This is a genomic window from Dyella sp. Tek66A03, assembly GCF_052567735.1.
In genome coordinates this window covers 4,587,589-4,610,835 of sequence record NZ_CP199584.1, presented here as the reverse complement: position 1 = coordinate 4,610,835, position 23,247 = coordinate 4,587,589, and the positions used below count along the sequence as shown (strand labels likewise).

The following is a 23,247-nucleotide window of genomic DNA, read 5'->3' as shown; positions in this document are numbered from 1 at the left end:
TTGGACCGGAGGCTGACATGGCTCGCCGAGCAGTCACTTGACATGGCGTGGCGTCCATAACGAACGTATAAGCAGATCGTTATCGAGGTTCCACAGGCCTGCTGCGCGATGTGCATGCCTCGCACTCGCGTACCGATATACGACCCACGGGTGCATGGGGCGGACGAACTGACACCAGAACGAACTTGCCATCACTTGTCGGGCGGCGGTGAATCGGACCAGGAAATGGCCGATAGTGGTGCCGTGCTTGCGTGGCCATTTCCCCAGAGCGCGCAGAACTGGGGGCCGCAGCCAAGCTCTCGCAACTCCAAAATGTCTCCTTTGGCCGACTTCACTGTCACCAGGGGATTTTTCGCGAAGTCGATGGACACGGCCTTCTTGGCTTCGTAGCGGCCCAATAGATAGAAAGGCAAGCTCAATGCTGCGAATCCCAAGGTCATCAGGGAGACGACCTCAATGGCTAGAAATAGGGCGAGTGTCAGAACGATAGCGCGTGAAAAGACTGGAGAGGCCAGCCTGGCCAGACGTCCTTCTGTTTTGGCAGCGCGCTCTTTTTTCTTTCCGCCTTCCTCCATCGTACGGTTGAGCCATGCGAAGACGGACCAAAGCAGCGCACCTGAAAAGATCATCAGCAAAACGACAAACCAATGAGCGCCGATCGACTTAAAGGTAGCGTCGATCAATTCTGCCAACGCGTCACCCCACGCCACCGCACCCTGGGTCAACATTCCAGCGGTGTCCAGCGGGAACATTTGCTGATCGAGGTGAAGATAGGCATACCACCCATCATGAAAGGCTCGCCCGTTGAAATACGTCACAGGCGTCATCACCACGAAGAGTAGGGAAAGCAGAGTGAGAATTTGGGTCCCTGCTTGCAGTCGCGAGGGTGGTTTGTCCGTACTCAGCTTAACGATGGGTTCGATGGCGTCTTGCGGTCCCAACTTAGTCATGTGATTTCCCTTGGTTCCCTGACCTTCCGCTGACCTCCCACATGGCAGCCACCGAAACGCTCATCCATCAAGCTGTCGAGTTCAGAAGCGATCAAGCCCTTGCTGCGGCGCAGAGTCTTGTGCAATCAAGGATCAGATTAGAAGCGCAGGCCTAGCGGCCGGCGTCGATGTGTTCAATATGCTGCAGACACTAAGATGACGGAGTGGCGTAAATCCTTCGCTAGACCGCTCCGTCGACGATCGCACCAGGCGCACGACCGTCGTTCTCGATTCGGAAAAGCTTGTCATCCTGCGATAGCTTCACAACGACTAGCTTGTCATTATCCAATTCTGGCGGAAGTTTATCCCGCAAGATGGATGCAACAAATTGAAGCTGGCCCGACTTTCGCGTAACGAGCTCCCCGATCCGGGCAAGCTGATTGTCGTGCATCAGTTCTTTCTTGTCGTTCAGAAGGAAGTGATAGCAAGGTATCTTCTGATCGTCGGCAAACAGCGTATACGCGATATCGAAACACGTGATCTCGCCCTGCTTTTTTCCCGAGCTGAAGTTGTTCGTGTTGAAGCAACGGAACTTATAGACTTGCTGCCCCGTCTTGGTCTTGACGCGATCGAACGTCAATGCATACTTCTCGCCGTAGAGTTCGTCCGAGATGGCAGAGAAATTCTTATTGAACTTAAGCACCTGCTGATGGATCTTCGATTCCGCATCTTCTGAGAAAAGAAGTTTGTCGATATCACCTAGCCTTGACTCAACGGTGCTGATGGCGGCCTCGGCTTCGGATATTTGTTCAATGACCTTCTCGTATTCACCGCGCTGGCGATGACGATCATTAAGTGCATTGACGACGTCTTCCAAATCGTCGAGCGCGCCGCTGGAGGCTATTTCTTCGGAATACGATTGCTCGAGCTTCGTCAAAGCCGCGATCTTGGATTCCTGCGATGCGATCTCCCGCTGAAGCCGAGGAAGATCCTTGGCGATGTATCGCGCTTTCTCCTCGACCATGCTGTTATGAAACGAAACCAGGTCCGAAAAGGTTCGTGTCACTACCGTCAGGCGCTCTGATACGTCACGGTAGAGCGTCTGAAGCTCATCAACGTCGATGTCGGACTTTCTAGCGTGCACATCACGTACGGCGTCGGAAACGAGATCGTGCCGTAGACGAAGCCGCGCCAATTCGGCCCCCGCGAAACTCTTTTCATACTTTGCGTGCCCAAGCGCGGTGATTTTGCCATCCAGGTCGGACGATTTTGCGAACGAACCCTTGCGTTGTTCCAACCCCCGGATCTCGTCCAGAACAATATCGAGCGAAATCTTGTACTGCGCCTTCGTGGCAGTGGACTCGAGTCGTTGCTTATACGCCGACTCTGCACGAAGCTGTGCCAGTAGGTCCTGCTTCTCGTCACCCCGATCAAAGTCGACGCCCAGCAGAAAGAGATAGAGTGCCTCGTACTCTTCGTCTCTCGTGAATGCATTGAGTGTCTTCAGCGTGTTGCTGACACTTGGCTCTTTGTAACGAATGTTGTGCGATATGATCTGCACGAAAGTGGGTTTATTCCCATAATGTCCTGGAAATAGATGATCCGTCAGGGCCTTCTCGAATTCGCTTTCGCTGCATGCCGTTCCATTGATTCGGCGAATGCATGCCTTTCTTGCGAGAAAGTTTCGCTCAATGACAAGGTCACGATCGGAGGCCTTCTGAAACGATTCGCAAAGCGCGAGCGTTACAATGACCTTCGTGTCGATCAGAAATTTCTTGACGTCTCCGTACTCGGCCTTCGGATTTTCCAGATCCGTGTAGATGCGCTTCGGATCGGCCCCGAGGCAAACGTCTATCAACTTGAGTACCGTCGTCTTTCCAACGTTGTTGCCCGTAATCTGAGCTTCCGTACTTGGGGTTTCATCGACGACAAGGTTCATGCCCGGATGAAAGGCGAGCTTCCGGATGATGCCATTGACATTCTCGATCGTCAGGCTCTTCAGGAACATAGGGTGATCTTCCCTTGATCGTTCAGCGTTATGCAATCCGCCAGGTAGAGCCAGTCCAGCGAGAGGACAAATATTGGCATGCCGAGGTCGTTCTCGGTTTTCGTCTCGACAAACAGGTCGAGCAGCGACGCGCCGCCAATTCGCTTGAGGGTCTTGATTATCAGCGCGCCGTTGTACATGAGCGTGTTGTCAGGGTGGACATTGTCAGGTAGCAACATGCGCCACTCCCATCGGATTCTTGAAGATCTTGCATCGAATGAATGCGTCTACCGCTAGGACGTTAACGCAAAGCTGAAGCTCTTCCACTGCAATCGGATCATAGTTTGAGCTGCTCTCAACGACAGAGCTCACGTGCTCCACGATCTGAAAGAAGAGTTCGTCGCCAGAGAACTTAGTGCCGAGCTTATGGTAAGCGGTACGGAAAGCATCCAAGACCGATCTACTCTTGTTCACCCCGCACTGGTCGAACTCAGCGTAGATCTGATCGACTCTCGCATGGTGAAACTTATAGTCTTCGATGACGCCGGCAGCGGCGCTCAACTGGTTGAAATCAATCTTCTCATCGACATTGAAAGCGAGTGTCGTCGCAGAAGGCGAGGCGCGATCGAGATCCTCCTTGGATAAAATGCTTATGATGGACGCGACATTGGTTTCCTTGAGAACGAGGTCGTCGTTCGGGTCGCGGAGCTCGTCGCGGAGGAAGTCATAGACTTGCCTCTGCCTTGTCAGGGACATGTGCAATACGACTCTCAATAGCGACCCGACATCATGGATGTGCTGCGACGGATCGAAGTCGAGATCATGGGGGTTTGAGTAAGTGCCTGAGCGAAGGTGCGACGCATCCTTCGATATCGACACGAATCGAAAGCCGTGACCTTTGTAGCTGGCGAGGTCTCGATTAAGCGATGACTCCACCTTCTTCTTGGTCGCCGTTGCGGACACCTGAAGAAGTAGCTCGGCGACTTCGTCGATTAGATCGAATCCGTCCGCATTCTGTTCGAGCGCATTCATGTTCTTAAGCTGGTAGCCGTAGATCAGATTAAGAAGCTCAGCGTAGAAATCTTCGCAATGAAGATGATTGTTCAGGACGTTGAGCTTGCCCAACATGTCGACCTGTGTGGCCAAGATGGCCAGCCGGTTCGAGCATGCCTGGAAGATGCGACTTCGTTCCATCCGGTCTCCTTGATTCCTTCCAGGTGCGCCAGTGGGCGCCGGGGTTGATCTGACGGCGGCCATTGTGCCATCCCGGATCGTTCTCGCAAGGTTTTCCGGGAGCATGCATAGTCGACGATCGCGGCCATGCCAGAAACATCCGTGGATAAAGATCATGGCGCTGCCCAGGGTATGCATGAGTTCGGAGCACCCAGGCGGCCTCCGGTGAGGCGGGCGGTGGCGGTGACCGAGGGCGTGGTCCCTCGAGCGCATTAAGCAGGTGGGCTTCGTTTGGCGTGGTCCACGATGTCTACCGCGGGATCAGGCGGCCACGAGCAGCTCTGGATGGGGCAGCGGGTGAAGTCGCAGCGGTTGCCCGGTGCACGGGTCAGGGCGCATTCAATCCGTGTGCACGGTAGGATACGTCTCGCGATGTTTCTTCAATCCAAGGGGCCACATGGATAGTGAAAGCATGGATTCGCTGCAGGAGTCATCTGTAGCACAGGTCGTTGCTGCCACTAAACCAAGCAGCGGAAGCCCGGGCGTCTACGGCCCTTACATCGCGACACTGCCCCACGCCCGGAACGTCATGAAGACAGAAACCTCGGTCTTCCTCGATATAGTGCGGTTTTGCGCGGCGTTAGTCGTCGCATTCGACCATATCGCGGACTACACCAACGGGCTCCTCTGGAAGTTCGGCGCGTTTGGTCCCCAGGCCGTGGTTGTCTTCTTTGTCCTATCCGGCTACGTCATTGCTTATGCGGTGGCAAACCGGGAAAGCGATTTAACCCACTATGCCATCAGCCGTTTCGCGAGACTGTACTCCGTTGTTCTGCCAACACTAATCATTGGCTTCGTGCTCGGCGTCGTCGGCACGGCGTTGCGACCAGTGGTCGATTGGGGAGATACCTCGCTCGTTTCCTATCTTCGCTGTCTACTGTTTACGAACGAACTTTGGTTTTCCAGGATTACGCCAGGGTACAACGGTCCGTTTTGGTCGCTAGGCTATGAGGTCTGGTACTACCTCATCTTTGCTGCCGCTTACTTCGCCAAGGGCGTCTGGCGCATTGCCCTGACCTTGCTTTGTGTCGCCGTCGCAGGTCCGCGGATCATGATGATGTTTCCGCTTTGGTTGATGGGCGCCGCCGCCTGGACGTTATCAACCCGCATTAGCATACGAAAGTCTCGCGCAGGCCTGCTTTGGTGCGGCACCTTGACGCTCTTGGGAGTGCTGGTGGTTTGGCAACTAGCCCGCCTACGCATATCGGGCGGGCAACCGTTTCCCGTGGAAGAAGCGGCGCCGTGGCGGTCGCCTGCCAATTGGCACGCCTACCTGGCCGACTATGGCCTCGGACTTTTGGTAGCGCTGAACTTCCTGAGCCTCAATCTTTCGGCCACATATTGGGCGAGGCTGGCGCGTGCCGTTGAACGCCCTATGCGATGGCTCGCTGGCACGACGTTTACCCTTTATCTCTTGCACGTTCCGGTCGCGCAATTTCTGGCGGCAATGTCACCCCGGCAAGTCGGTACTCTGCCGGAACAAATTCTTGTCGTGGCCGGAACATTTGGTGTCGTGTTTCTTGTCGCGGAATACACGGAACGCAGGAAGACTGCCTGGCGAAAGGCAGTCGGCTGCCTTTTGACGTGGAAGGAACTAAAGCTTTCTACTTAACTGGAAGCGGTTACGTGTGGATGCTTCTCACGGTTAAGCACTATACCGGCGGCGTCTGAACTCGGTGCTGGTGTTACCCACCCGCGGGCATCGGTTAGGTTCGCTACAGTTGGAGGCGGACCTTCCATTGCCCAATCTTACGAGGTTGAGCAAAAGCATCCACTCGAGAGTGCCCGACTGGTCCGACCATTACTCCGTCGCACCGGCCGGGGTCGGAAAGAGACGAACCTAGAGGCCGAGGGCGGTGGCGCCCAGTTCTCTATTCATAAAGTCAATCACCACGCCGTCAGGCGGCAACTCCTTCTTGCGGACGCTTGGCGCATGGCCATCTCCACCGATGACCCGAAACTGGTCGATCAGGTAGGGAATACCCTCTGACAACAAACTGATTAGACGCCATCGCCATCGCCATCGCCATCGCCTGTGATGTTGGCGGCGTGGCGTTGGTTCCAGGCTCGGCCAAGGGTCCTCTTTTCCTGTCAAGTGATTAGGATTCTCCCCTCAGGTGTCTTGCGAGGCTTCTCGCCGGCACGTACTGGTTCCGTGATCGCAAGCCCGCTTTTCGCCCCAAGCATGGTTGGATCTTCGTCCACCAAAGGCGCCGCAGGAGCCGTTGGCCAGGTTATGGATCAACGCGGCGGCCAAGTTATGGGTAAGTGCACATAAGGTACTGTTCGTTAAAGCATAAGTTGGCCGTTTCGGACAATTTATGCTTGAAATAAAGCATAAGGTGTCCAGCGCGCCTCTGAAGCCCGCTTCGCAAGTCGCGAATTGAATGGGCTGCACAGCTCAAAGGGTTCATGCCAGCTTCCGACCCGATTTAGGTATGCCGTCCGGGTCTCAGTGACCATGTCACGGCAGCCAGGTAACTGGCGGCGAGGGCACGACTTGCACCGGTGGGTTGCGAATATTCCGCCGCAAACATCCGCTGTTCGCCGCTTCGATTTCGACCCGGCCGGTACGCTTGAGCTTATTGATGAATACTCAGGGCTCACCGAGCGGTCGGCTCTCTAAACGGGCTTCGCCGAGCTTGAGCACGCAGGTCTCGTTTCGTGAGCACGCTCAACCCCGGAAGCAGAATGACGAACTCCTGATCAGGCTATCCGGCGCGGGCAGGTCGAGCGGAGGTTCGGCTGTCCTCTGGATCGAGCGTGTACCGAGTGGGTGGGGTAGCGGGCTCCAGAATTTGCAGCGCGCGCCTCAGCAGCGGATCTGCAGCTGCCAACGGGCCTTCGGCCATGACACAGCGGTCAGGGCGCACCAAGGCGATCCAGCCTATCGGCGCAAGTTCCGAGGACACATTTTTGTCCATGGCCTCCAGGCGCCGCTCTGCCGGCGCCAGATCTTGTTCGTGCCCTGAGGAACACCACTGCCAGACCTTGCCACCAAGACGCTCCAAGCGTTCGAGTTGCGCGATGTCGAGGTGCTTTGTCAGGTCCACGCCAAAGCCGATGAGCGACCAATGCAGCCCGAGGACATCATCACTAAGCAGGGGCGTGAGCTGGTCGCCCTGGCGCACCCAAGTCTGTGGAAACATCGACCCCGCAAGGAGCTTGCGCGTATTTCGCTCGCGCCAGAAGAGTCCTCTGCCGAACACCTGGGGTGGCTTGATCTTTAGATCGTCGAAGATGGCACGGCCGGCAGGCAGCAGACGTAGAGCGCGAATCAGTCCGTGGACGGCGAACGCGGCAACGCGGTTGCTTGGCATCACTAACCTGCCGAGGAAGCGGGCAAGGTTAATGATCTTGCGTGCGTGCGGGCGGCGCTCCTGGTCGTAGCTGTCGAGCGCCTGCTCGCGGATGCGACCCTGCACGACACCTGCGAGTTTCCAGGCCAGGTTCGCCGCGTCGCGTAATCCGGCAACCAGCCCTTGGCCTGCGAAAGGGGGCGTGACGTGCGCCGCGTCGCCTACGAGGAAGCAGCGGCCCTTCGAGAAACGACGGGCCTCGCGAGCATGGAAGCGATAGACCGCCGTACGCTCGATGCGGATGTCGTTCGTCTCGCACCACGGCGCGAGCAACGCGCGCACCCTCTCTGGCTGTTCCATATCGCTGGCCTGTTCGCCAGGACGGAGCATGAATTCCCAGCGCTGTCTGCCGCCAGGAGCCACCATATGTGGCGTTGGTCGATGTGGATCGCAGAGGAACTCCACATGATCGATCGGTGTTGGCACATCCAGAGCGTCGACGATCAGCCAGTCTTGGCCAAAAGTGCGACCTTCGAAATCCATGCCGAGCAAGCGCCTTACCAGCGAGCTAGCGCCATCGGCGCCGACAAGGTATCGGGCTCGGACCTGGCGTAGCGCATCACCCTCCTTGAGGGTGGCTTGCACGTGGCTTCCTTCGTCGGCAAAGCCATCCAGCGTCACCCCCAGCTGGATTTCCACGCTGGGATAATTGGCGAGCCGGCGCCGCAGGGCAGCTTCCAGTTCTGGTTGGCAGAAGGTCACCAGCATCGGATGACCATCGATCGTTCGCGCCGTGTTGATGCGCGCAAAGCACCCGAAAAGGGGCGAATGGTATTTCACCTGCGGGATCACGACCTTTGGGAAGTCATCCTCGCTTAGTCCGACCAGTTGCAGGATACGGAGCGCTTCGTTGTCGAGTGCGATGGCTCGAGGCTTGGCGAACACTTCGGTAGCGCGGTCGATCGCCAGAACATGCACACCATAGCGGCCGAGCAGATTCGCCAGAGCGGCGCCTACGGGGCCAAGGCCGACAAGGAGCACATCAACATCGGGGCTGACCTCTGGAGGCATAGGGCGCGCGTTCATGCGGCCTGCTCCAACCAGTGCGTTGACACCGGGTAGTGGCCGGCAAGCGCCAGCGCTGCCGGTCGCAGCTCGCTCGGTCCGGACAGATCGACACCGATACCGCCATCGAGGGTGAGTCGACTGTTCGCTTGGATCTCACCCAGACCCTGCGCGATCAGCGCCTCGCGCAGCACGTGATCGGCCGCCTTCAGGCGCAGGTGGGGCTTGGACACCTTACCCACGGCAGTGAGTGGTAGCGAGGGCAAGATCTCGATGCGTACGGGGACCGCTGCACGCTCAGGGATTGCTGCCCGGGCGTAGTCTATTAATGCCTCCTCTCCCACATGGGATTCGGCGCGCAGCGCGACGTATGCGACTGGTAGTTCGCCGGCATATCGATCGGGCTGCCCGATAGCCGCCGCCATAACCACGTCGGGATGTGCCGCCAACGCGTCTTCAATGAGCTGCGGGTCAATATTGTGGCCGCCACGGATGATCAGATCCTTGGCTCGGCCGCACAGCACCAGGTAACCGTCCTCGTCCCAGCGACCGAGGTCGCCGGTGTTGAACCAGCCTCCCTCGATCCAGATATGCCGGTTGTCGCTCTCTCGCAGATAACCTTGGAAGACGTTGGGACCGCGCAACGCGATCACACCGGTGCTACCCCGCTTCACAGGTTTGGCGGTGGGCTTGCTTTCGGCACCAAGTTCGAACAGCTCGATCTCCTGGTACGGCAGACGAAGGCCCACGGTGCCGAGTTTGCGCTGGCCCTCAGGCGGATTGACAGTCGAAGCACAGCTGCCCTCGGTCAGGCCATAGCCCTCGTGCAGGCTCGCGCCGGTGAGTCGTTCGAAGTCGATGGCCACCTGGCGCGGCAGGGGCGCAGCCCCGCATAGCACGTGGCGCAGCGTCGGCACTCCGCCCTCAGGCCAAGGTTTGTCCAGCAGATTGGCCAACACGGTCGGCACCGCAGAGAAGGTGGTGGCGCCGAATCGGCGCGCGATCTTCCAAAGCTGGTCCAGCAGGCCCGGTGTGCGATAGCCACCAGGGGTTAGTAGCACCACTTCGGCGCCACGATGGAACGCGCCAAGACCCGTAACCAGCGCACCGTTCACGTGAAAGAGCGGTAGGCCAGAAAGCATCACGTCCTGGCGATGGTCGATCCATTGCATCGCGCAGGCCATAAAAGCCTCGTTGATGTGGCAATGCATGGCCACCTTGGGATAACCCGTGGTGCCGCCGGTGTGAAAGTAAGCGCACGCATCGTCTTCGTCGATGGTGCGAGCGAAGGCCAGACTATCGGCACGGGCCGCCGCAAGCGCCGTGTGGAAGTCGAGCACTAGCACACCCCATCGTTCGGGCATGTTGCCTGCCGGCACGTCGGCCACCGACTGGCCTAGCGCTGCACCGAGATTCACCTGCAGGATGGTATGTACGGTATGCACCTGTTCGGCGACTTGCACCGCCTTTTCCCAGATGTCAGACCCGGGCGCCGGTCCCAAGGCGATCAGAACTCCTGTCTTCGTCTCCTCACAGATTCCCGCGATGTAGGCGGCATCCAGCATCGGGTTCACCGGGCTGGCAATAGCGACGGCCTGCGCGCCCCACAACGCTAGGTGACTCTCGATCAGGTTTGGCAACAGCAGTGTCACGGCCGACGTTGAGGACACACCGCAGTTGTGCAACACGTTCGCTACTCTGTGCACGCCTTCGAGCAACGACTGGTAGGTCATGTCCCGCGTAGGTGCGTCCGCGTGGGCGGCGAGCAACAAACGCAGGGCGACTCGCTCGGCGTAGTTTTCGCAGGCTCTCTTTAGTAGTCCATAGGTGGTGGTGGCCGGCAGTCGCTCCCGCCAAGGAAGGCATTCGAAGTGCTCGATGTCGGTGCGCGTCTTGATGGCGGTTTGAGCCATGAAGCTCTCGACTACGAAAGGGCTAGGCATGGTGTGAAGTCCTCGCGTCAGGGCGCGACGATGGCGGTGGTTTGCTCGCCGAGGTCGATCGCGCCATCGTCCGTGCGAATGGACGCGAGGATTCGGTCGCCAGGCTGCAGGTAAGCCGGATTGCTTGCGCCTTTGCGCGCAAACAGTCGCCACTTGGTGGCATCGCTCATGAAGTGGCGCATCGCAAACATCACTGCCTTGCCGGGAGCTCGGGCTGCGCAACCGGCAGGCGTGCCAGTGGCGATCAGGTCACCGGCCTGAAGGTCTTGGAGGCCGCTGAGCTCGGTCAGGGTGGCAGCCGGCCAGTGGACCATCTCCGCGCAATAGGCATCCTGACGCAGCTGGCCGTTCACGCTGAGCCGCATATGCAACTCGGGCCAGCGCTTCCATTCGTCGGCGGTGAGCAGCACCAGGCCAGGTCCAACAGGACCGAATCCTCGATAGCTCTTGCCCTTGTAGAACTGGCCCTGTGGCAGCTGTATGTCGCGGGCAGACAGGTCATTGACGATCGTGACGCCGGCAAGCCAGCGGCCGAGGTCGTCCGGCTGTACGGACGTATGTGGGGGCACTTCGCGTCGCAGCACCAGTCCGAGTTCGATCTCGTAATCGAGCAGTTGCACGTGCGGCGGACGAACGACCGGCGCGTCGGCCGCTGTCATGCATGACGAGGCCTTGGTGAAGATGGTGTTGAAGGGAAAGTCTTCGACGCGCATACCCGATTCAATAATGTGACTTCGGTAGTTGATGCCTTGGCACATGAACTGCTGATTGGGCGTGACCGGGGAGAGCAACGTCAGCTCTGCGCATGGCAGCGTGGCGCGTGATTCGCCGATGCTCCAGAGCTCATCCCAGTGATGGGTGAGCAGATCGGCTGTTGTATTCGCTTGCACGGGCAGCGGAGCAACGCGAGAGCCGAACTGCACTCCCCATTGGGCGATGGAAGAATGTTTAGATTGGATAAAACGAACGAGTGTGCGGGCCATATGCGGTGCTTAGTCAGAGCCAAGGACGGGCGGGCGCATCGAGTGCGGCGCCGAGAAGTTTCAATCGCTGGGGTGTTAGGGCGCGACGGCGAAGCAATCGCAACACGCGCAACAGCGTGGGGATGTCCTTGCTAGGCTTCATTGAAGCCGGTGCGTCGGCGCCCCACGTCCAGATGCCGCCAAAGGTGAGCGGCGAATACTCATGTTTCATGATTGGCGGTGAACAGATCGCCGTCGGTGTAGTGTTCGTGTTCGAAGCCGTCGGGGTCACGCCAGTAGTCGAAAAGCTGGCTGCCCAACAGATGGCGGCCGATGCCCCACAGGTGGTGGTGGCCGGCCGCACGCAGCACTTGTTGTCCTTGTCCAAGGGCATCGAGATCGATCACCTCGTAAGCGCTGTGCTCGTATTTTTCCTCAAGACCGCCCACGAGCACCAAGGTGTGATGGTCAGCTGGCTCGTTGCCCAGGTCGAGACGGCAGAATGCGAGGTTCGGGCTTCCATCGGGCAGGTATTGCACGTCGGTCGGGATCAAGGCGAGTACCTGCAGATACCACTCTGCCATTTGTGGGAAATTGATCGTCTGCAGAACCACGTGTCCGAGCCTTACCACTTGCGCGGGCTCGATCGGTGTGCGCACCGTACGGTTCACGCGTAACGCGTGATGGGCGGTATTCGTGAGCGCCGTTGTTGGCGCGCGTAGCGGCAGAGCTTCGCCCCGCATTTGACCCTGCAGTAGCCAGACGCTGCGCCCAGCGGGGTCGTATAGCGATACACCCTTTCCTCCTCCCGGGATAGCGCTTGGGGGAAGCCAGGTAGCACCGAAGCGTTCGACGTATGACGCCAGGTCGGTGTCGTCAGACATGCGGAACGCTGGGCCGAGGAATCGGTTCGTTGATCCCTTCTCCGCGATGGCGATACATGGTGCGGTGCCTGCACCGCGCGCAATGAGGCGCTGCGTGCTTGAGTGGACAATGCGAAAACCAAAGTCGCGCCAGAAACGCTCGGTGGGCGGAAGTTCACGCTTCTCCCATCGTAAAAACGACAGTTCGACGGCACGACCCACCACGGGCGGGCGCTTCAACGGCTGGACGCTCGCGGGCCGCCGGCTCTCGGGATACGACTCAGGCTGTCGTAGCACTGCCTTGGTTTTCTTCATCGCGTGGTCCTTAGATGTCGTGTTGGTAACTCGCCATGAGCATCTGCACCTTGCTGGTCAGGGAGGTGCCGGTGCTCAAGCCGCTGCCTTGCAGCGTGGTCTTGGGGTTGAACTCGTAGCCGAGATTGACCGAGCTGCTTTGGTTGAGTCGCCGAGTTATTCCGGCGGTGAACGCACGGTTGTTGATCGACGGGACGAACAGGTTTTGCACTGTGACGTCGCTGGTGATTTGACGCTGGCTGTGGCTGTAGCCGGCCCTTAGCGTCCAGGCATCATCGAGAGCGAATGCAGCTCCCACTCGCCAAACCGGCTGATTGCGCCAACGGAAGCCATCGGGATCCTTCATCACCCTCAGATCGCCCCAATTGATCCGCAGCCAGTCCCCCGCCAAGGTGAGGTTGGGCGTAGCCCGCCACGCGATGCCCACGCCGTACTGGCTAGGAATGTCGAGATGGCCGTCGCTATAAGCCAGTAAGTCCTTTTCATAGCCGGCGAGACGGCCCATGGAGGTACGCGACTTGAGACTGGCGCCAAGCGAGAGGTCGGACGTCAGCTTCCACAAGATGCCCATACGCATGCCGACTCCAGTGGCTTGCTGCTGACCGTGTTTGGGTAACGGAAGCAATCCACCGGGGACGGGGGCCGGGACGATGACGCCTTGCGCTTCGAATCGTTCGTACGCGAGGTTGGGACCTACGCCGATGGCAAAGTTGTCGCTTGGCCGCCAGGCGACCGTCGGGACAAGTTCGATGACCTGGAGCGATGTCTTTGCGTTAGGCGCGTCCGGCACCGGCAGCGCTGGCTGTCCGTAATCGGCCCCGGCGCCCCCGAAGTTGACGCTCAGTCCGACGGCCCAGTGGGAGGACACATGCCAGTTCACGCCACCCTCGGGGCCGAACGTTGTCTCGCTGTTGTGCAGCGTGTTACCGGGCAGCACGTAGTGCGAAGAGGAGTTCCCGTGGAACACCTGCAGGCCAAGAGTCATTGAAGAAGGCACGAAAGCGAGCCCGGCCGGGTTGTTGGCCGCTGCTTCGGAATCGAGCGGCAGAGCGATCGATGCGCCGCCCATCGCGGCATTGGCGGCACCGTTTCCGCCCGGTTGGGCACCATTCACCGCCCAGGCCGGCCGGGATAACCCGACGAACAATGCGGCACAGACCGCCAGAGACAACACAACTTGCTTGGACTTCATATTTCCTCCCCCGAGGACGTTAGGCTTACATAATGACAGTTATGTCATCATGACAACAACGTCATTGTTGTATAGTCTTACGTCGCACTCGGTAAGTCCGGCGACCGGAGGACCGGACCCAGCCGCGGCCAGTTCGTGCCGCGTCCCGGATGAAATCGCGGTCCTGCGAAGCGCTGGCCTTTGGTTCGCCGGTGGGAGAGGGCGAGTCTCACCGCACACTGGACATCGCGGTAGGCGAAGCGCCCTGGAACTCTTAAGAGACTTCGTTGGCACGTAGTGCGTCGTTCCGGACCTAGCGGATGCGCAAGACACCGGCGGCGCGACAATGGCGGGGCAAACAGCCACTCGGCTCCGTATCGTGCGTTCTGAAGGCGGAGAACCGGGTCTACTATGTGTCTGGCGCGTCGTATGTGACGCCATCGGTGCGCCGCAAAAACGATCTGCCGATTCGCCCTGCTAAACGTCGGGCAGGCAACCCGGAGCACATTCGACTTCTATGGAAAGCCCAGACCATCGACCTCGCGTGGCCGCGCAGCGGCGTGAACGTATGCGATCGCGACTGCTGAGCAGCACTCTCCAATTGGTTGCTGCGCAGGGAGCATCGTCGACCTCCATTGACGATGTGATCGCGGCGGCGGGCGTCTCGCGAGGAACGTTCTATAAATACTATCCATCGCCCCAGGCCTTGGTGCAGGAACTGGCCATCAAGATGGCCACCGACCTGGTTTGCCTGGCAGATCCGATCGTGCGGGAGCGCGATGACCCGGCCGAGCGCATCGCGTGTGGCATCCGCTTGGTTTGCCGGCTAGCTTTGCACGACCCTGTTGCAGCCGCTTTCTTGGTCCAATTGGGGTGGCCGGACACACAAGGTCCCAACCTTTTGCTCGACTTCGTACGTCGTGACATCGAAGAAGGAATGAGGTGTGGCCGTTTTCGTCCCATGCCCATGCCACTGGCACTCAATATGGTGTCCGGTGCAGTGATCGGTGCCATCCATTGCATGTTGAAGCCCGATTGCGAGCCAAACTTTGCCGAAATGACCGCTGCAGCCTCGCTTCGATCCTTGGGTGTTGCAACTAAGGTCGCTGAAACCGTTGCCAACAAGCCATTAGAACGAGTGCCACCGTTCCCGGTTAGCCATACATGTGCGACATCATCGATACCCGCTCAAGCCGCGCGAGAGAGAACAGGGCCGCCACGGGCGCGTGGGCCCAGTATTGGCAAGCGTCGGCGCACGAATTGACGTAGGAATCGAGCGTGACGAGTCCACAACCCCATCCGAACCCGGTCCGAATCCGGTTCGCCGAGTTCGAGCTCGACGAAGCCAATGCCAGATTGTTGCGTAATGGCGAGCCGGTGGCCTTGGCGCCCACGCCCTTCACGCTGTTGTGCGTACTCGCAAGTCAGTCAGGCTCGCTGCTGACCAAGGATGCCTTGCTTGATACGGTGTGGGGGCACCGGTTCGTCAGCGACTCGGTGCTAAAAACGGCTATCAGCGACCTGCGCACGGCGCTGGGTGACAACGCCCAGCAACCCCGCTACATCGAAACCGTGTCGCGACGCGGCTATCGCTTCATCGCCTCGCCGCAGTCCGCGACGTCGACGCCGCTCGCGCCCGCCACGTTGCCGGCTGCGAGCGCAAGACCGTCGACGCAGTTCATCGGTCGCGTCGGCGCACTTGCGAAGTTGCAACGGACATGGGCACTCACGTGTGGCGGCCAGCGCGCCCTGGCCTGGATTGCCGGCGAACCGGGGATCGGTAAAACGACACTGATCGAGCAGTTCGTTGCCAGCCTCGACGGCGTCGCCTGCGCGCGCGGCCAATGCGTGGAGCATTATGGCACCGGCGAGCCGTACCTGCCGGTGCTGGAGGCGCTGGCCGACCTGTGCCGCGGCGATCCCGCGCTGCCGGCGCTGTTGCGCGCCGTGGCGCCGACCTGGTTGCTGCAGCTGCCATGGTTGAGCACCGCGGAGGAACGCGACGCGTTGCGGCGCGAACTCGCCGGCGTCGGCCCGGACCGCATGCTGCGGGAGATGGGCGAGCTGCTGGACCGCTACACGGAACAGCGGCCGCTGCTGCTGGTCACGGAAGACCTGCACTGGAGCGACCGGGCCACCATCCAGCTCATCGACTACGTCGCCCGGCGACGTGGTCAGGCGCGACTGATGTGGCTGGCAAGCTTCCGCGTAACCGAGGTGGTGGCGCTCGATCACCCACTCAACTCTCTGCGGCACGAGCTGCGCCTGCACCGATTGTGCGAGGAGGTGGTGCTCGACCCGTTCTCGGAGACCGAGGTCGCCGACTATGTCGCGCAGCGTTCGGCCTCACTCGCGCGCGACGAATCTTTCGTACGAGCCCTGCACGAGCGCACCGACGGCGTGCCGCTGTTCGTGTCGTCGGTCATCAGCGAAGTGATGGACCGAACCAACGACGAGGCCACCATCGAAGCGCGCCTAACGGATGTGGCAGTTCCGGACAACCTGGCAGCCATCATCGACCACTACATTGCCAAACTCGGTCAGGAGCAGCGTGCCCTGCTTTCGGCGGCGGCGGTGTGCGGGGTCGAGTTCCGCGGCGAGACGGTTTCGCTGACCCTCGAGCGGGACGTCCCTTCGGTGGCCCACGCCTGCGAGGAGCTGGTGCGCGAACAGATGTGGCTCACGCCATCGCGGGCTGTCGAAGATGACGAGGCGTCCGATCTGCCCTACGCGTTCCGGCATGGCCTCTTCCGCCGGGTGCTGTACGACCGCACGCCGTCCTCGGTGCGCATCCGCTTGCATCGCCAGGTGGGCGTTGCCCTCGAACACGAACGCTCGGCCGGTGTGCCGGTCGCCGCGGCGGAGTTGGCGATGCACTTCGATCGCGGGCGACAGCCGATGACCGCGCTGCGCTACTACGCCGAGGCGGCGGAAGCCGCACTGCTGCACTTCAGCCCGGCCGCGTGCATCGGGCTCACCGAGCGCGCGTCGGCCCTGTTGACGCAGGCGCCGGAAGGGCCGGAGCGCGACGCGCTCGAGATCACCCTGGCCACGCTGCAAGGCGTGGCGGCCTTCCACACGCTCGGCGTCGGCAGCAAGGCCAACAGCGCGTTCGAACGTGCGTACGCGCTGCTGGCGAATGCCCCCGAGCACCCGATGCGTGGGCGCCTGCTACATGGGTTCGGCTACTTGCTGAGCCTGCGCGGCGACTATGCGCAGGCGCTGGCGGTGGCGGAGCGTGCCGAAGCGCTCTCGTCCGGGGCGGACGATCCGGGGCTGATGCTGGCCGCCTGCATCGTGCACGGCGAGGTGCACCATTTGCAGGGCCAGTCGCAGGCGACGCGCTCGTGGATCGAGCGAGGACTCGCCTACGCCGAGTCGCTGGACTTCGCAGCGAAAGAGATTTTCGTCGCCGATTCCCAGGTCACCCTGCTCGGGATGCTGGCCATCGAGCTGGTGCGTTGCGGCCTGCTCCGGCAGGCACGCACGCAGATGCAAAAGGCGCAGGCGCGCGCCCGTGAGCTGCGGCAACCGATGACGCAGCTGATCGCCAGTTGGCTGGAAGCCCTGCTCGAGGTTCGCCTGGGCAATACCGAACGTGTCGCGACGTTGGCCGACGAGATGCAGGCGCTGGTCGACGAGTTCTCGCTTGGACAGGGCCGAACGGCATGCCGGTGGTTCCGCGGCTGGGCGGACGCCTGGAAGGGAGAGCCACGCGAAGGTTATCGCCGAATCAGGGAGGCCTACGAAGAGAACACCCGGCTCGGGATGCGCTCCGGCGCCAGCGAGGTGCTCGGATATGCGGTGCAGGCCCTGCTCTTGGCCGGCGACATCGATGCGGCGCAAGCCGAGCTCGCCGCAGCCCTGCAGGTCGCGCAGGAGCTGACCGAGCGCGTGTACCTGCCCCAGTTGCTGCTCCTCGAGGCGGCGATCGCCTGGGCACGTGGTCAGACCGATGCCGGCGCCGCCTCCGCGCGGCGGGCCATCGAGGAGGCGCGGACACAAGAGGCGTCGTGGTTCGAACTCCTCGCTCTGGTCGAGTTGTGCGGGCACCCCACCGCGACGGCCGAGGAGCGCGGCGCCCTCCGGACGCTGGTCGGCCGGCTGCCCGAGGCGCACGATACGCCCTTGCTCAGAAGAGCGCGCGAGCTGATCGAAAGCGTGGAGCCAGACTGACGGGCATGCAGCGCGGCTCGGTCCGTCCTGCTCGCGCACCCGCTGCTCCCACGGCGCCCTGGCGAGAGTGAGACTAAAGCCACCAATGCGCGCCACCAGCGCCAACGAACAGTAGCCGCATACGGCAGAGAAAATTTGCGTCTTACGGATCTGGCGCTCGGCGCGTTGCCAGGCGAAAGAAGATCCCGTCGGGCCTGCGCGATCAGGCTCTATTGCCAGAGAATGCTGCGATGAAAAGCGTGTTTAGATGTGCGCGAAGTGTGCCACCGGGCTTTTCATTTGGCATGTTCATATCAAAGTAAAGTGAGCCATCGATTAGAGCCATCGTCATAAGCGCGAGCTCGCGGGTGGATATTGAAGGCTCGAGCTTCATGCGCTCGCAGGATTCATCAATGAGGCTTGCGATAAGATCAAGCAACTCAAGGATCAATGCATTAAGCAGTTGACGGAATTTCGTGTCACGCATTGCATGATGGCGCGCCTCGGCCCAGAGCATTGAATGCTGGTGCCGGTGATGGCGCGACGCGAGGGCATGTTCCAGGTCTTCTTTGCGAAGGCTGCTATCCAGTAGCTGCCGCAGGCCATTTTTAATTCTGGCCTGGTCTGCTTTCAGCAGTTCGCCAAATAGTTCGAGCTTGCTGTTGAAGTTCGAATAGAACGCGCCGCGCGTATAGCTTGCATGCTCGACGATGTCCTCAACAGTCGTCGCCGCCAGCCCTTTACTTGTGATGACCGTGGCTGCTGCATCGAGCAGACGCTCTCGCGTTTGCTCGCGGCTCTGTTGCCTTGTAAGACGATGGCGATGCATAACCTGAGTTTTCCATTGGAACGGTTTTGTGCGTCGCCGACGCCTGGCGCGGGATACCTTCGTAGTTCCGTGCCGCGGCAGTTGGAAGGAAGCCACGCAGGTCTTTGCGAAGATAGATGCCGCCTGGCGGGACCGGTCAGGGCGCGCGTATGCGCGCCTTGACCGGTCCTCCGTTGGTAACGCTGCGCCCGACCTTCGCGGTTTCATCAAGGTTGGTCAGATGCTCCGCGGCTCTTCCATCTGGCCGGGAGCTTGCTCAGATACAGACCTTTTCCACGTCGATCAGGGTGTAGCCACCGCCGTGCCCGGGAGAGGGGCTGGCTCGTCTTCGGTCTGGCGGCGAATCTTGAACCACGCTGCGTACAGCGCCGGGACGAAGAAGATCGTCAGCAGCGTCGCCACGGTGAGGCCACCCATGATCGCGATCGCCATCGGCCCCCAGAACACGCTTCGGGTGAGCGGGATCATCGCGAGCACGGTCGCCAGCGCCGTCAGCACCACCGGACGAGTTCGGTGGATGGCGGCATTCAGCACTGCGCTCCAGGGGTCGTGGCCTTCGGCGATCTCGGTCTGCACCTGGTCGATCAGGATCACCGAGTTACGCATGATCATCCCGCCGAGCGCGATGATGCCAAGGATTGCGACGAAACCGAGGGGCGCCTGGAACACCAGCAGCGCTGGCACCACACCAATCATTCCTAGCGGCGCCGTCAGCATCACCATGCCCATGCGGGAGAAGTTCTGCAATTGCAGCATCAGCAGCAGCATGATGCTCAAGCCCATCAAGGGCGCCACTGCCATTAGAGCATTGTTGGCCTTGTCGCTCTCCTCGACCGCACCACCGACGTCGATGCGATACCCCGAAGGAAGGCCTGCTTCGATCTGCTTCAGCATCGGCACGATCTGCTGCGTCACTGACACAGCCTGCTCGCCGTCCTGGACGTCGGCACGCACGGTAATCGCCATGTCGCGGTTGCGGCGCCACAGCACGGGCTCCTCCAGCTTGTAGCTGACCTTTGCAACCTGCGACAGCGGCACCACGGTGCCCTGGCGGGTGTAGAGGTTGATGTCCTGCAGCGTGCCGAGGTTCAACCGCTCATTGGGCACCGCACGGGCCACGATGTCGATCAGATCCTCGTGCTCGCGCAGCTGCGAAAGGGTCGCGCCGTTCATCACGGTTTGCGTCACCAGCGACACGTCGGCCGGCGACAGGCCGAGTGCGCGTGCCTTGTCCTGATCCAGGTCGACCTTCAGCGCGCGTACCGGGTCGTTCCAGTCGAGCTGGACGTCGCGCACCTTGGGGTTGGAGGCCACCACATGCTCCACGTCTCGGGCGATCTGGCGCACGACTTGCGTGTCTGGACCGACGATGCGGAACTGCACCGGGAAGCCTACCGGCGGGCCCAGCTCCAACCGGGTGACGCGTACCCAGGCCTGCGGGAACTGCTGGTCCGCCACGGCCGTCAGCCGCGAGCGCACCCGCCCGCGCATCTCCAGATTCTTGGTCATCACCACGAACTGGGCATAGCCGGGGTTGGGCAGTTCGGGATTGAGCGCCAGGTAGAAGCGGGGTGCACCGGCGCCGATGTAGGAGGTGTAGAACTCGACATCCTTGTCTTTCGCTAGCACCGCTTCCAACTTCTTCACCTGCTCGGTCGTCGCCGCGAACGAAGCACCTTCCTTCATGCGCAGGTCGATCACCAGCTCCGGACGATCGCTGTTGGGGAAGAACTGCTGCGGCACCATCTTCACGCCCACCAGCGCCAATGCCAGCCCTACCGCCGTCGCGCCGATCACCAGCCAACGCCGCTCGATGGCCTGGTCGATCAGCCCGCGCAGCTTGCGATAGAACTTGCCGTCGTACGGATCGCTGGCGTGAGCGTGCTTACCCAGGTCCTTGGGCAGCAACTTGACCGCAAGGTACGGCGTGAACAGACCGGAGCATAGCCACGACAGAAGTACCGCGGTGCCGACAATCCAGAAGATGCCACCGGCGTATTCGCCGGAGCTGGACCTGGACATGCCGATCGGCAGGAAGCCGGCCATGGTGATCAGCGCGCCGGTCAGGCGCGGCATCGCGGTGGCCGAGTAGGAGTAGCCCGCCGCTTTCACGCGGTCCCAGCCGCTCTCCATCTTCACCACCATCATCTCGATGGCGATGATCGCGTCATCGACCAATAGGCCCAGCGCGATGATCAGAGAGCCGAGCGAGATGCGCTCGAGATTCCAGCCCATCGCCAGCATCACGATGGCCACGCCGCCGAGCACCAGTGGCACCGAGGCCGCGACGACGAGGCCGGTGCGCCAGCCCAGGCTCGCCAGGCTTACCGCGATCACGATGGCCAGCGCCTCCATCAACGAGCGCTCGAAGTCCCAAACCGCGTCTTTCACCACGGTCGGTTGGTCAACCACCTGCTGCAGCTCCACACCGTACGGCAGTTCGGACTGGATCTTGGCGACGGCCTGGTTCATCGCCTTGCCGAGCTGGACGACATTGCCGTCGCTGGTCATCGAGATCCCGAGCATTAGGACCTGCTGGCCGTCATAGCGCACGGTGTAGGTGGATGGGTCCTCCAGGCCGCGCTTGACGGTCGCTATGTCGCCGAGCTTGATCTGCCGGCCACTGGCCGAGATGGGCACGTTGCGGATGTCGTCCAGGTTATTGAACTGGCCGCTCACCCGCACCATGACGCGGTCGCTGCGGGTATCGATCGAACCGGCCGGCGTAAGCTCGTTCTGGCTGCGCACGGCTTCGGCAATCGCCGCCGGTGTGATGCCCAGGGCAGCCAGCCGCTCGTGCGAAAACTCGATGTACACGCGCTTGGCCTGCTTGCCGACGATGTCCACCTTCTTGACCATCGGCACGTGCAGCATCTGGCGCTTGATCGTCTCGGCCGCGTCGGACAGCTCGTCCTGGCCGATGCCGTCGCCCTTGATGGCGTACATCAGGCCATAGACGTCGCCGTACTCGTCGTTGACGATCGGACCGACGGCGCCTTTGGGCAGGTCCAGGCTGATGTCCTGGAGCTTCTTGCGGGCCTGGTACCAGGCCTCACGCTGCTCCGCCTTGGAGGTGCCACCTTTCACGGTGATCGTCATGCCGCCATAACCCTGACGGGCGAAGGTCACTACCTTCTCGAAGTGGTCGAGCTGCTCGAACTTCTTCTCCATGGGGTTGAGCACTTCGTTCTGCATCTGCTCGGACGTGGCGCCCGGCCACATGACCATGGCCGTCATCGAGGGCACGGAGAAGTTCGGATCCTCGAGCTGGCCCAGCCTGGTGAAGCTGATCACACCCGCCACTGCCAGGACGAGGATCAAGAAGAGGACGACTGCGCGATGGTTCAGCGCCCAGTCGGTGAGGTTGAAGTTTTTCATTGCGTAGCCACCGTGTTCGCATCAGCTTCAGCCACGCCGGGCAGCGCGACCTGCAATCCGGGCGCCATCTTCTGCACGCCCGCCGTCACGACCTGGTCGCCGGCGGGCGGCCCGACAATAAGTACGTCGTCGTTTTGATAGCCCTGCACCGTTACGCACACCAGTTCTACGGTGCCCACCGACTGCTTACCGGTGTGTTTGACCACCCACACCGCGGGCCTGCCGCCATCCTGCGTGAGCGCCGTGGCGGGGATGGTCGCTGTGAGCGTTCCCGACATCACGCGATCGACCTGCAGCGTGGCGGTCGCGCCGAGCGGCAGAGCTCGCGCTTCGACCGGATTCAGCCGCGCACGGTAGGTGCGCGTCTGCGCCGCCGCCTGCGGCGACAGCTCCCTCAACGTGACGTCGAACACGTCGTTGGGTGCGCTCGCCAGCGACGCCCTGAAGTGCGCTGCCTTGAAGGTCGCAAGCTGGTCTTCGGGGACATCGACAACGAGCTCGGGCGAGCCGGGGTCCGCGATCGAGACCATGGGCTGCCCCTCGGGGACGACCTGCCCGACTTCAAAAGCCACGGAGGTCACGAGGCCACTGCGGGACGCGCGCAGCACCGTGTAGTTGACCCGGTTTTGCGCAAGTTCCAGGTTCTTCTGGGCGGCGTCGGCGTTAGCGCGCGCTTGCCGCGCGCTGCTTTGCGCACGCTCGTCGTCCGAACTGCTGACCGAGCCGTCCGTCTTCAGCGCACTCAGGCGCCGCTGGTCCGAATCGGTCAGGCGGGCCTGCGTGGCCGCAGCGGTCCAGGCCTGCCGTGCCGCTTCTTGTGCCAGCCGGAAGTCGTTGTCGTCGAGCACGGCGAGCACGTCGCCCTCGTGCACGAACTGGCCGACATCGACCTTGCGCTGGGCGACCTTGCCGGCGACACGGAAGGCCTGGTTCACCTCGTAGCGCGACTGCACCGTGCTGGCGTAGCGGTGAGCCTGGCGGGCGTTGTCGTAGCGGAGCTCGACGGCCCGAACGGGTCGGGGCGCCTGCTCGGGTGGTTTGTGCGAGCTGCAGGCGGAGAGCATTGCGGTTACGGCCAGGGCGCCGGCCGCGGTAAATGAGTTCTTCAAGGCGGTTCC

Annotated in this window: 16 protein-coding genes and 1 pseudogene; 4 read left to right on the top strand and 13 right to left on the bottom strand. The window is 61.1% G+C overall.

The window, feature by feature from the left end; genetic code table 11:
* Positions 1-191: 191 nt before the first annotated feature.
* The 5 genes and pseudogenes from ACT01B_RS20375 to ACT01B_RS20355 all read right to left on the bottom strand — a co-directional run.
* Complete coding sequence (locus ACT01B_RS20375) at positions 192-950, bottom strand: hypothetical protein (RefSeq protein WP_445145021.1); 759 nt, start codon at positions 948-950, stop codon at positions 192-194.
* 220 nt (positions 951-1,170) lie between these two features.
* The gene (locus ACT01B_RS20370) at positions 1,171-2,937 is read right to left on the bottom strand and encodes a DUF2326 domain-containing protein (protein ID WP_445145020.1); all 1,767 of its coding nucleotides are present in this window, start codon (positions 2,935-2,937) and stop codon (positions 1,171-1,173) included.
* On the bottom strand, positions 2,928-3,155 hold the full coding sequence (locus tag ACT01B_RS20365) for an ABC-three component system middle component 6 (protein WP_445145019.1): 228 nt from the start codon (positions 3,153-3,155) through the stop codon (positions 2,928-2,930). Before ACT01B_RS20365 ends, ACT01B_RS20370 begins: the two co-directional genes overlap by 10 nt.
* On the bottom strand, positions 3,142-4,110 hold the full coding sequence (locus ACT01B_RS20360) for an ABC-three component system protein (RefSeq protein ID WP_445147539.1): 969 nt from the start codon (positions 4,108-4,110) through the stop codon (positions 3,142-3,144). Before ACT01B_RS20360 ends, ACT01B_RS20365 begins: the two co-directional genes overlap by 14 nt.
* Before the next feature lie 177 nt (positions 4,111-4,287).
* Positions 4,288-4,362: pseudogene (locus ACT01B_RS20355) on the bottom strand (hypothetical protein); the annotation flags it as partial.
* 199 nt (positions 4,363-4,561) lie between these two features.
* Here ACT01B_RS20355 and ACT01B_RS20350 point away from each other — a divergent pair.
* Complete coding sequence (locus ACT01B_RS20350; protein WP_445145018.1) at positions 4,562-5,761, top strand: acyltransferase family protein; 1,200 nt, start codon at positions 4,562-4,564, stop codon at positions 5,759-5,761.
* 1,099 nt (positions 5,762-6,860) lie between these two features.
* Here ACT01B_RS20350 and ACT01B_RS20345 read toward each other — a convergent pair.
* The 5 genes from ACT01B_RS20345 to ACT01B_RS20325 form a co-directional block, all read right to left on the bottom strand.
* Positions 6,861-8,534, bottom strand: a complete 1,674-nt coding sequence (locus ACT01B_RS20345) for a bifunctional 3-(3-hydroxy-phenyl)propionate/3-hydroxycinnamic acid hydroxylase (RefSeq protein WP_445145017.1) — start codon at positions 8,532-8,534, stop codon at positions 6,861-6,863.
* Positions 8,531-10,426 carry an acyl-CoA synthetase gene (locus tag ACT01B_RS20340; RefSeq protein WP_445145016.1) on the bottom strand — a complete coding sequence of 632 codons (1,896 nt, stop codon included), beginning with the start codon at positions 10,424-10,426 and terminating at the stop codon, positions 8,531-8,533. Before ACT01B_RS20340 ends, ACT01B_RS20345 begins: the two co-directional genes overlap by 4 nt.
* 47 nt (positions 10,427-10,473) lie before the next feature.
* Positions 10,474-11,379, bottom strand: coding sequence for a fumarylacetoacetate hydrolase family protein (locus tag ACT01B_RS20335; protein WP_445145015.1), 906 nt, complete (start codon positions 11,377-11,379; stop codon positions 10,474-10,476).
* Between the two features lie 260 nt (positions 11,380-11,639).
* Complete coding sequence (locus ACT01B_RS20330; RefSeq protein WP_445145014.1) at positions 11,640-12,596, bottom strand: hypothetical protein; 957 nt, start codon at positions 12,594-12,596, stop codon at positions 11,640-11,642.
* A 10-nt stretch (positions 12,597-12,606) separates the two neighbouring features.
* Complete coding sequence (locus tag ACT01B_RS20325) at positions 12,607-13,788, bottom strand: OmpP1/FadL family transporter (RefSeq protein WP_445145013.1); 1,182 nt, start codon at positions 13,786-13,788, stop codon at positions 12,607-12,609.
* A 299-nt stretch (positions 13,789-14,087) separates the two neighbouring features.
* Here ACT01B_RS20325 and ACT01B_RS20320 point away from each other — a divergent pair, with 299 nt between their 5' ends.
* From ACT01B_RS20320 to ACT01B_RS20310, 3 genes are read left to right on the top strand one after another with little or no spacing between them, the layout of a single operon-like run.
* Positions 14,088-14,354 (top strand): hypothetical protein, encoded by a 267-nt coding sequence (locus ACT01B_RS20320; RefSeq protein ID WP_445145012.1) that lies wholly within the window; start codon positions 14,088-14,090, stop codon positions 14,352-14,354.
* Complete coding sequence (locus ACT01B_RS20315) at positions 14,336-15,031, top strand: TetR/AcrR family transcriptional regulator (RefSeq protein ID WP_445145011.1); 696 nt, start codon at positions 14,336-14,338, stop codon at positions 15,029-15,031. The genes ACT01B_RS20320 and ACT01B_RS20315 overlap by 19 nt, the downstream gene beginning before the upstream one ends.
* Before the next feature lie 14 nt (positions 15,032-15,045).
* Positions 15,046-17,943, top strand: a complete 2,898-nt coding sequence (locus ACT01B_RS20310) for an AAA family ATPase (RefSeq protein WP_445145010.1) — start codon at positions 15,046-15,048, stop codon at positions 17,941-17,943.
* Between the two features lie 202 nt (positions 17,944-18,145).
* Here ACT01B_RS20310 and ACT01B_RS20305 read toward each other — a convergent pair whose 3' ends face one another.
* The 3 genes from ACT01B_RS20305 to ACT01B_RS20295 all read right to left on the bottom strand — a co-directional run bounded on the left by ACT01B_RS20305 (position 18,146) and on the right by ACT01B_RS20295 (position 23,238).
* A complete protein-coding gene (locus ACT01B_RS20305; RefSeq protein ID WP_445145009.1) occupies positions 18,146-18,751 on the bottom strand; it encodes a TetR/AcrR family transcriptional regulator in 606 nt (201 codons plus the stop codon).
* 282 nt (positions 18,752-19,033) lie between these two features.
* On the bottom strand, positions 19,034-22,129 hold the full coding sequence (locus tag ACT01B_RS20300; protein WP_445145008.1) for an efflux RND transporter permease subunit: 3,096 nt from the start codon (positions 22,127-22,129) through the stop codon (positions 19,034-19,036).
* Positions 22,126-23,238: an efflux RND transporter periplasmic adaptor subunit gene (locus ACT01B_RS20295; RefSeq protein ID WP_445145007.1), complete on the bottom strand. Its 1,113-nt coding sequence runs from the start codon at positions 23,236-23,238 to the stop codon at positions 22,126-22,128. Before ACT01B_RS20295 ends, ACT01B_RS20300 begins: the two co-directional genes overlap by 4 nt.
* Positions 23,239-23,247 lie beyond the last annotated feature (9 nt).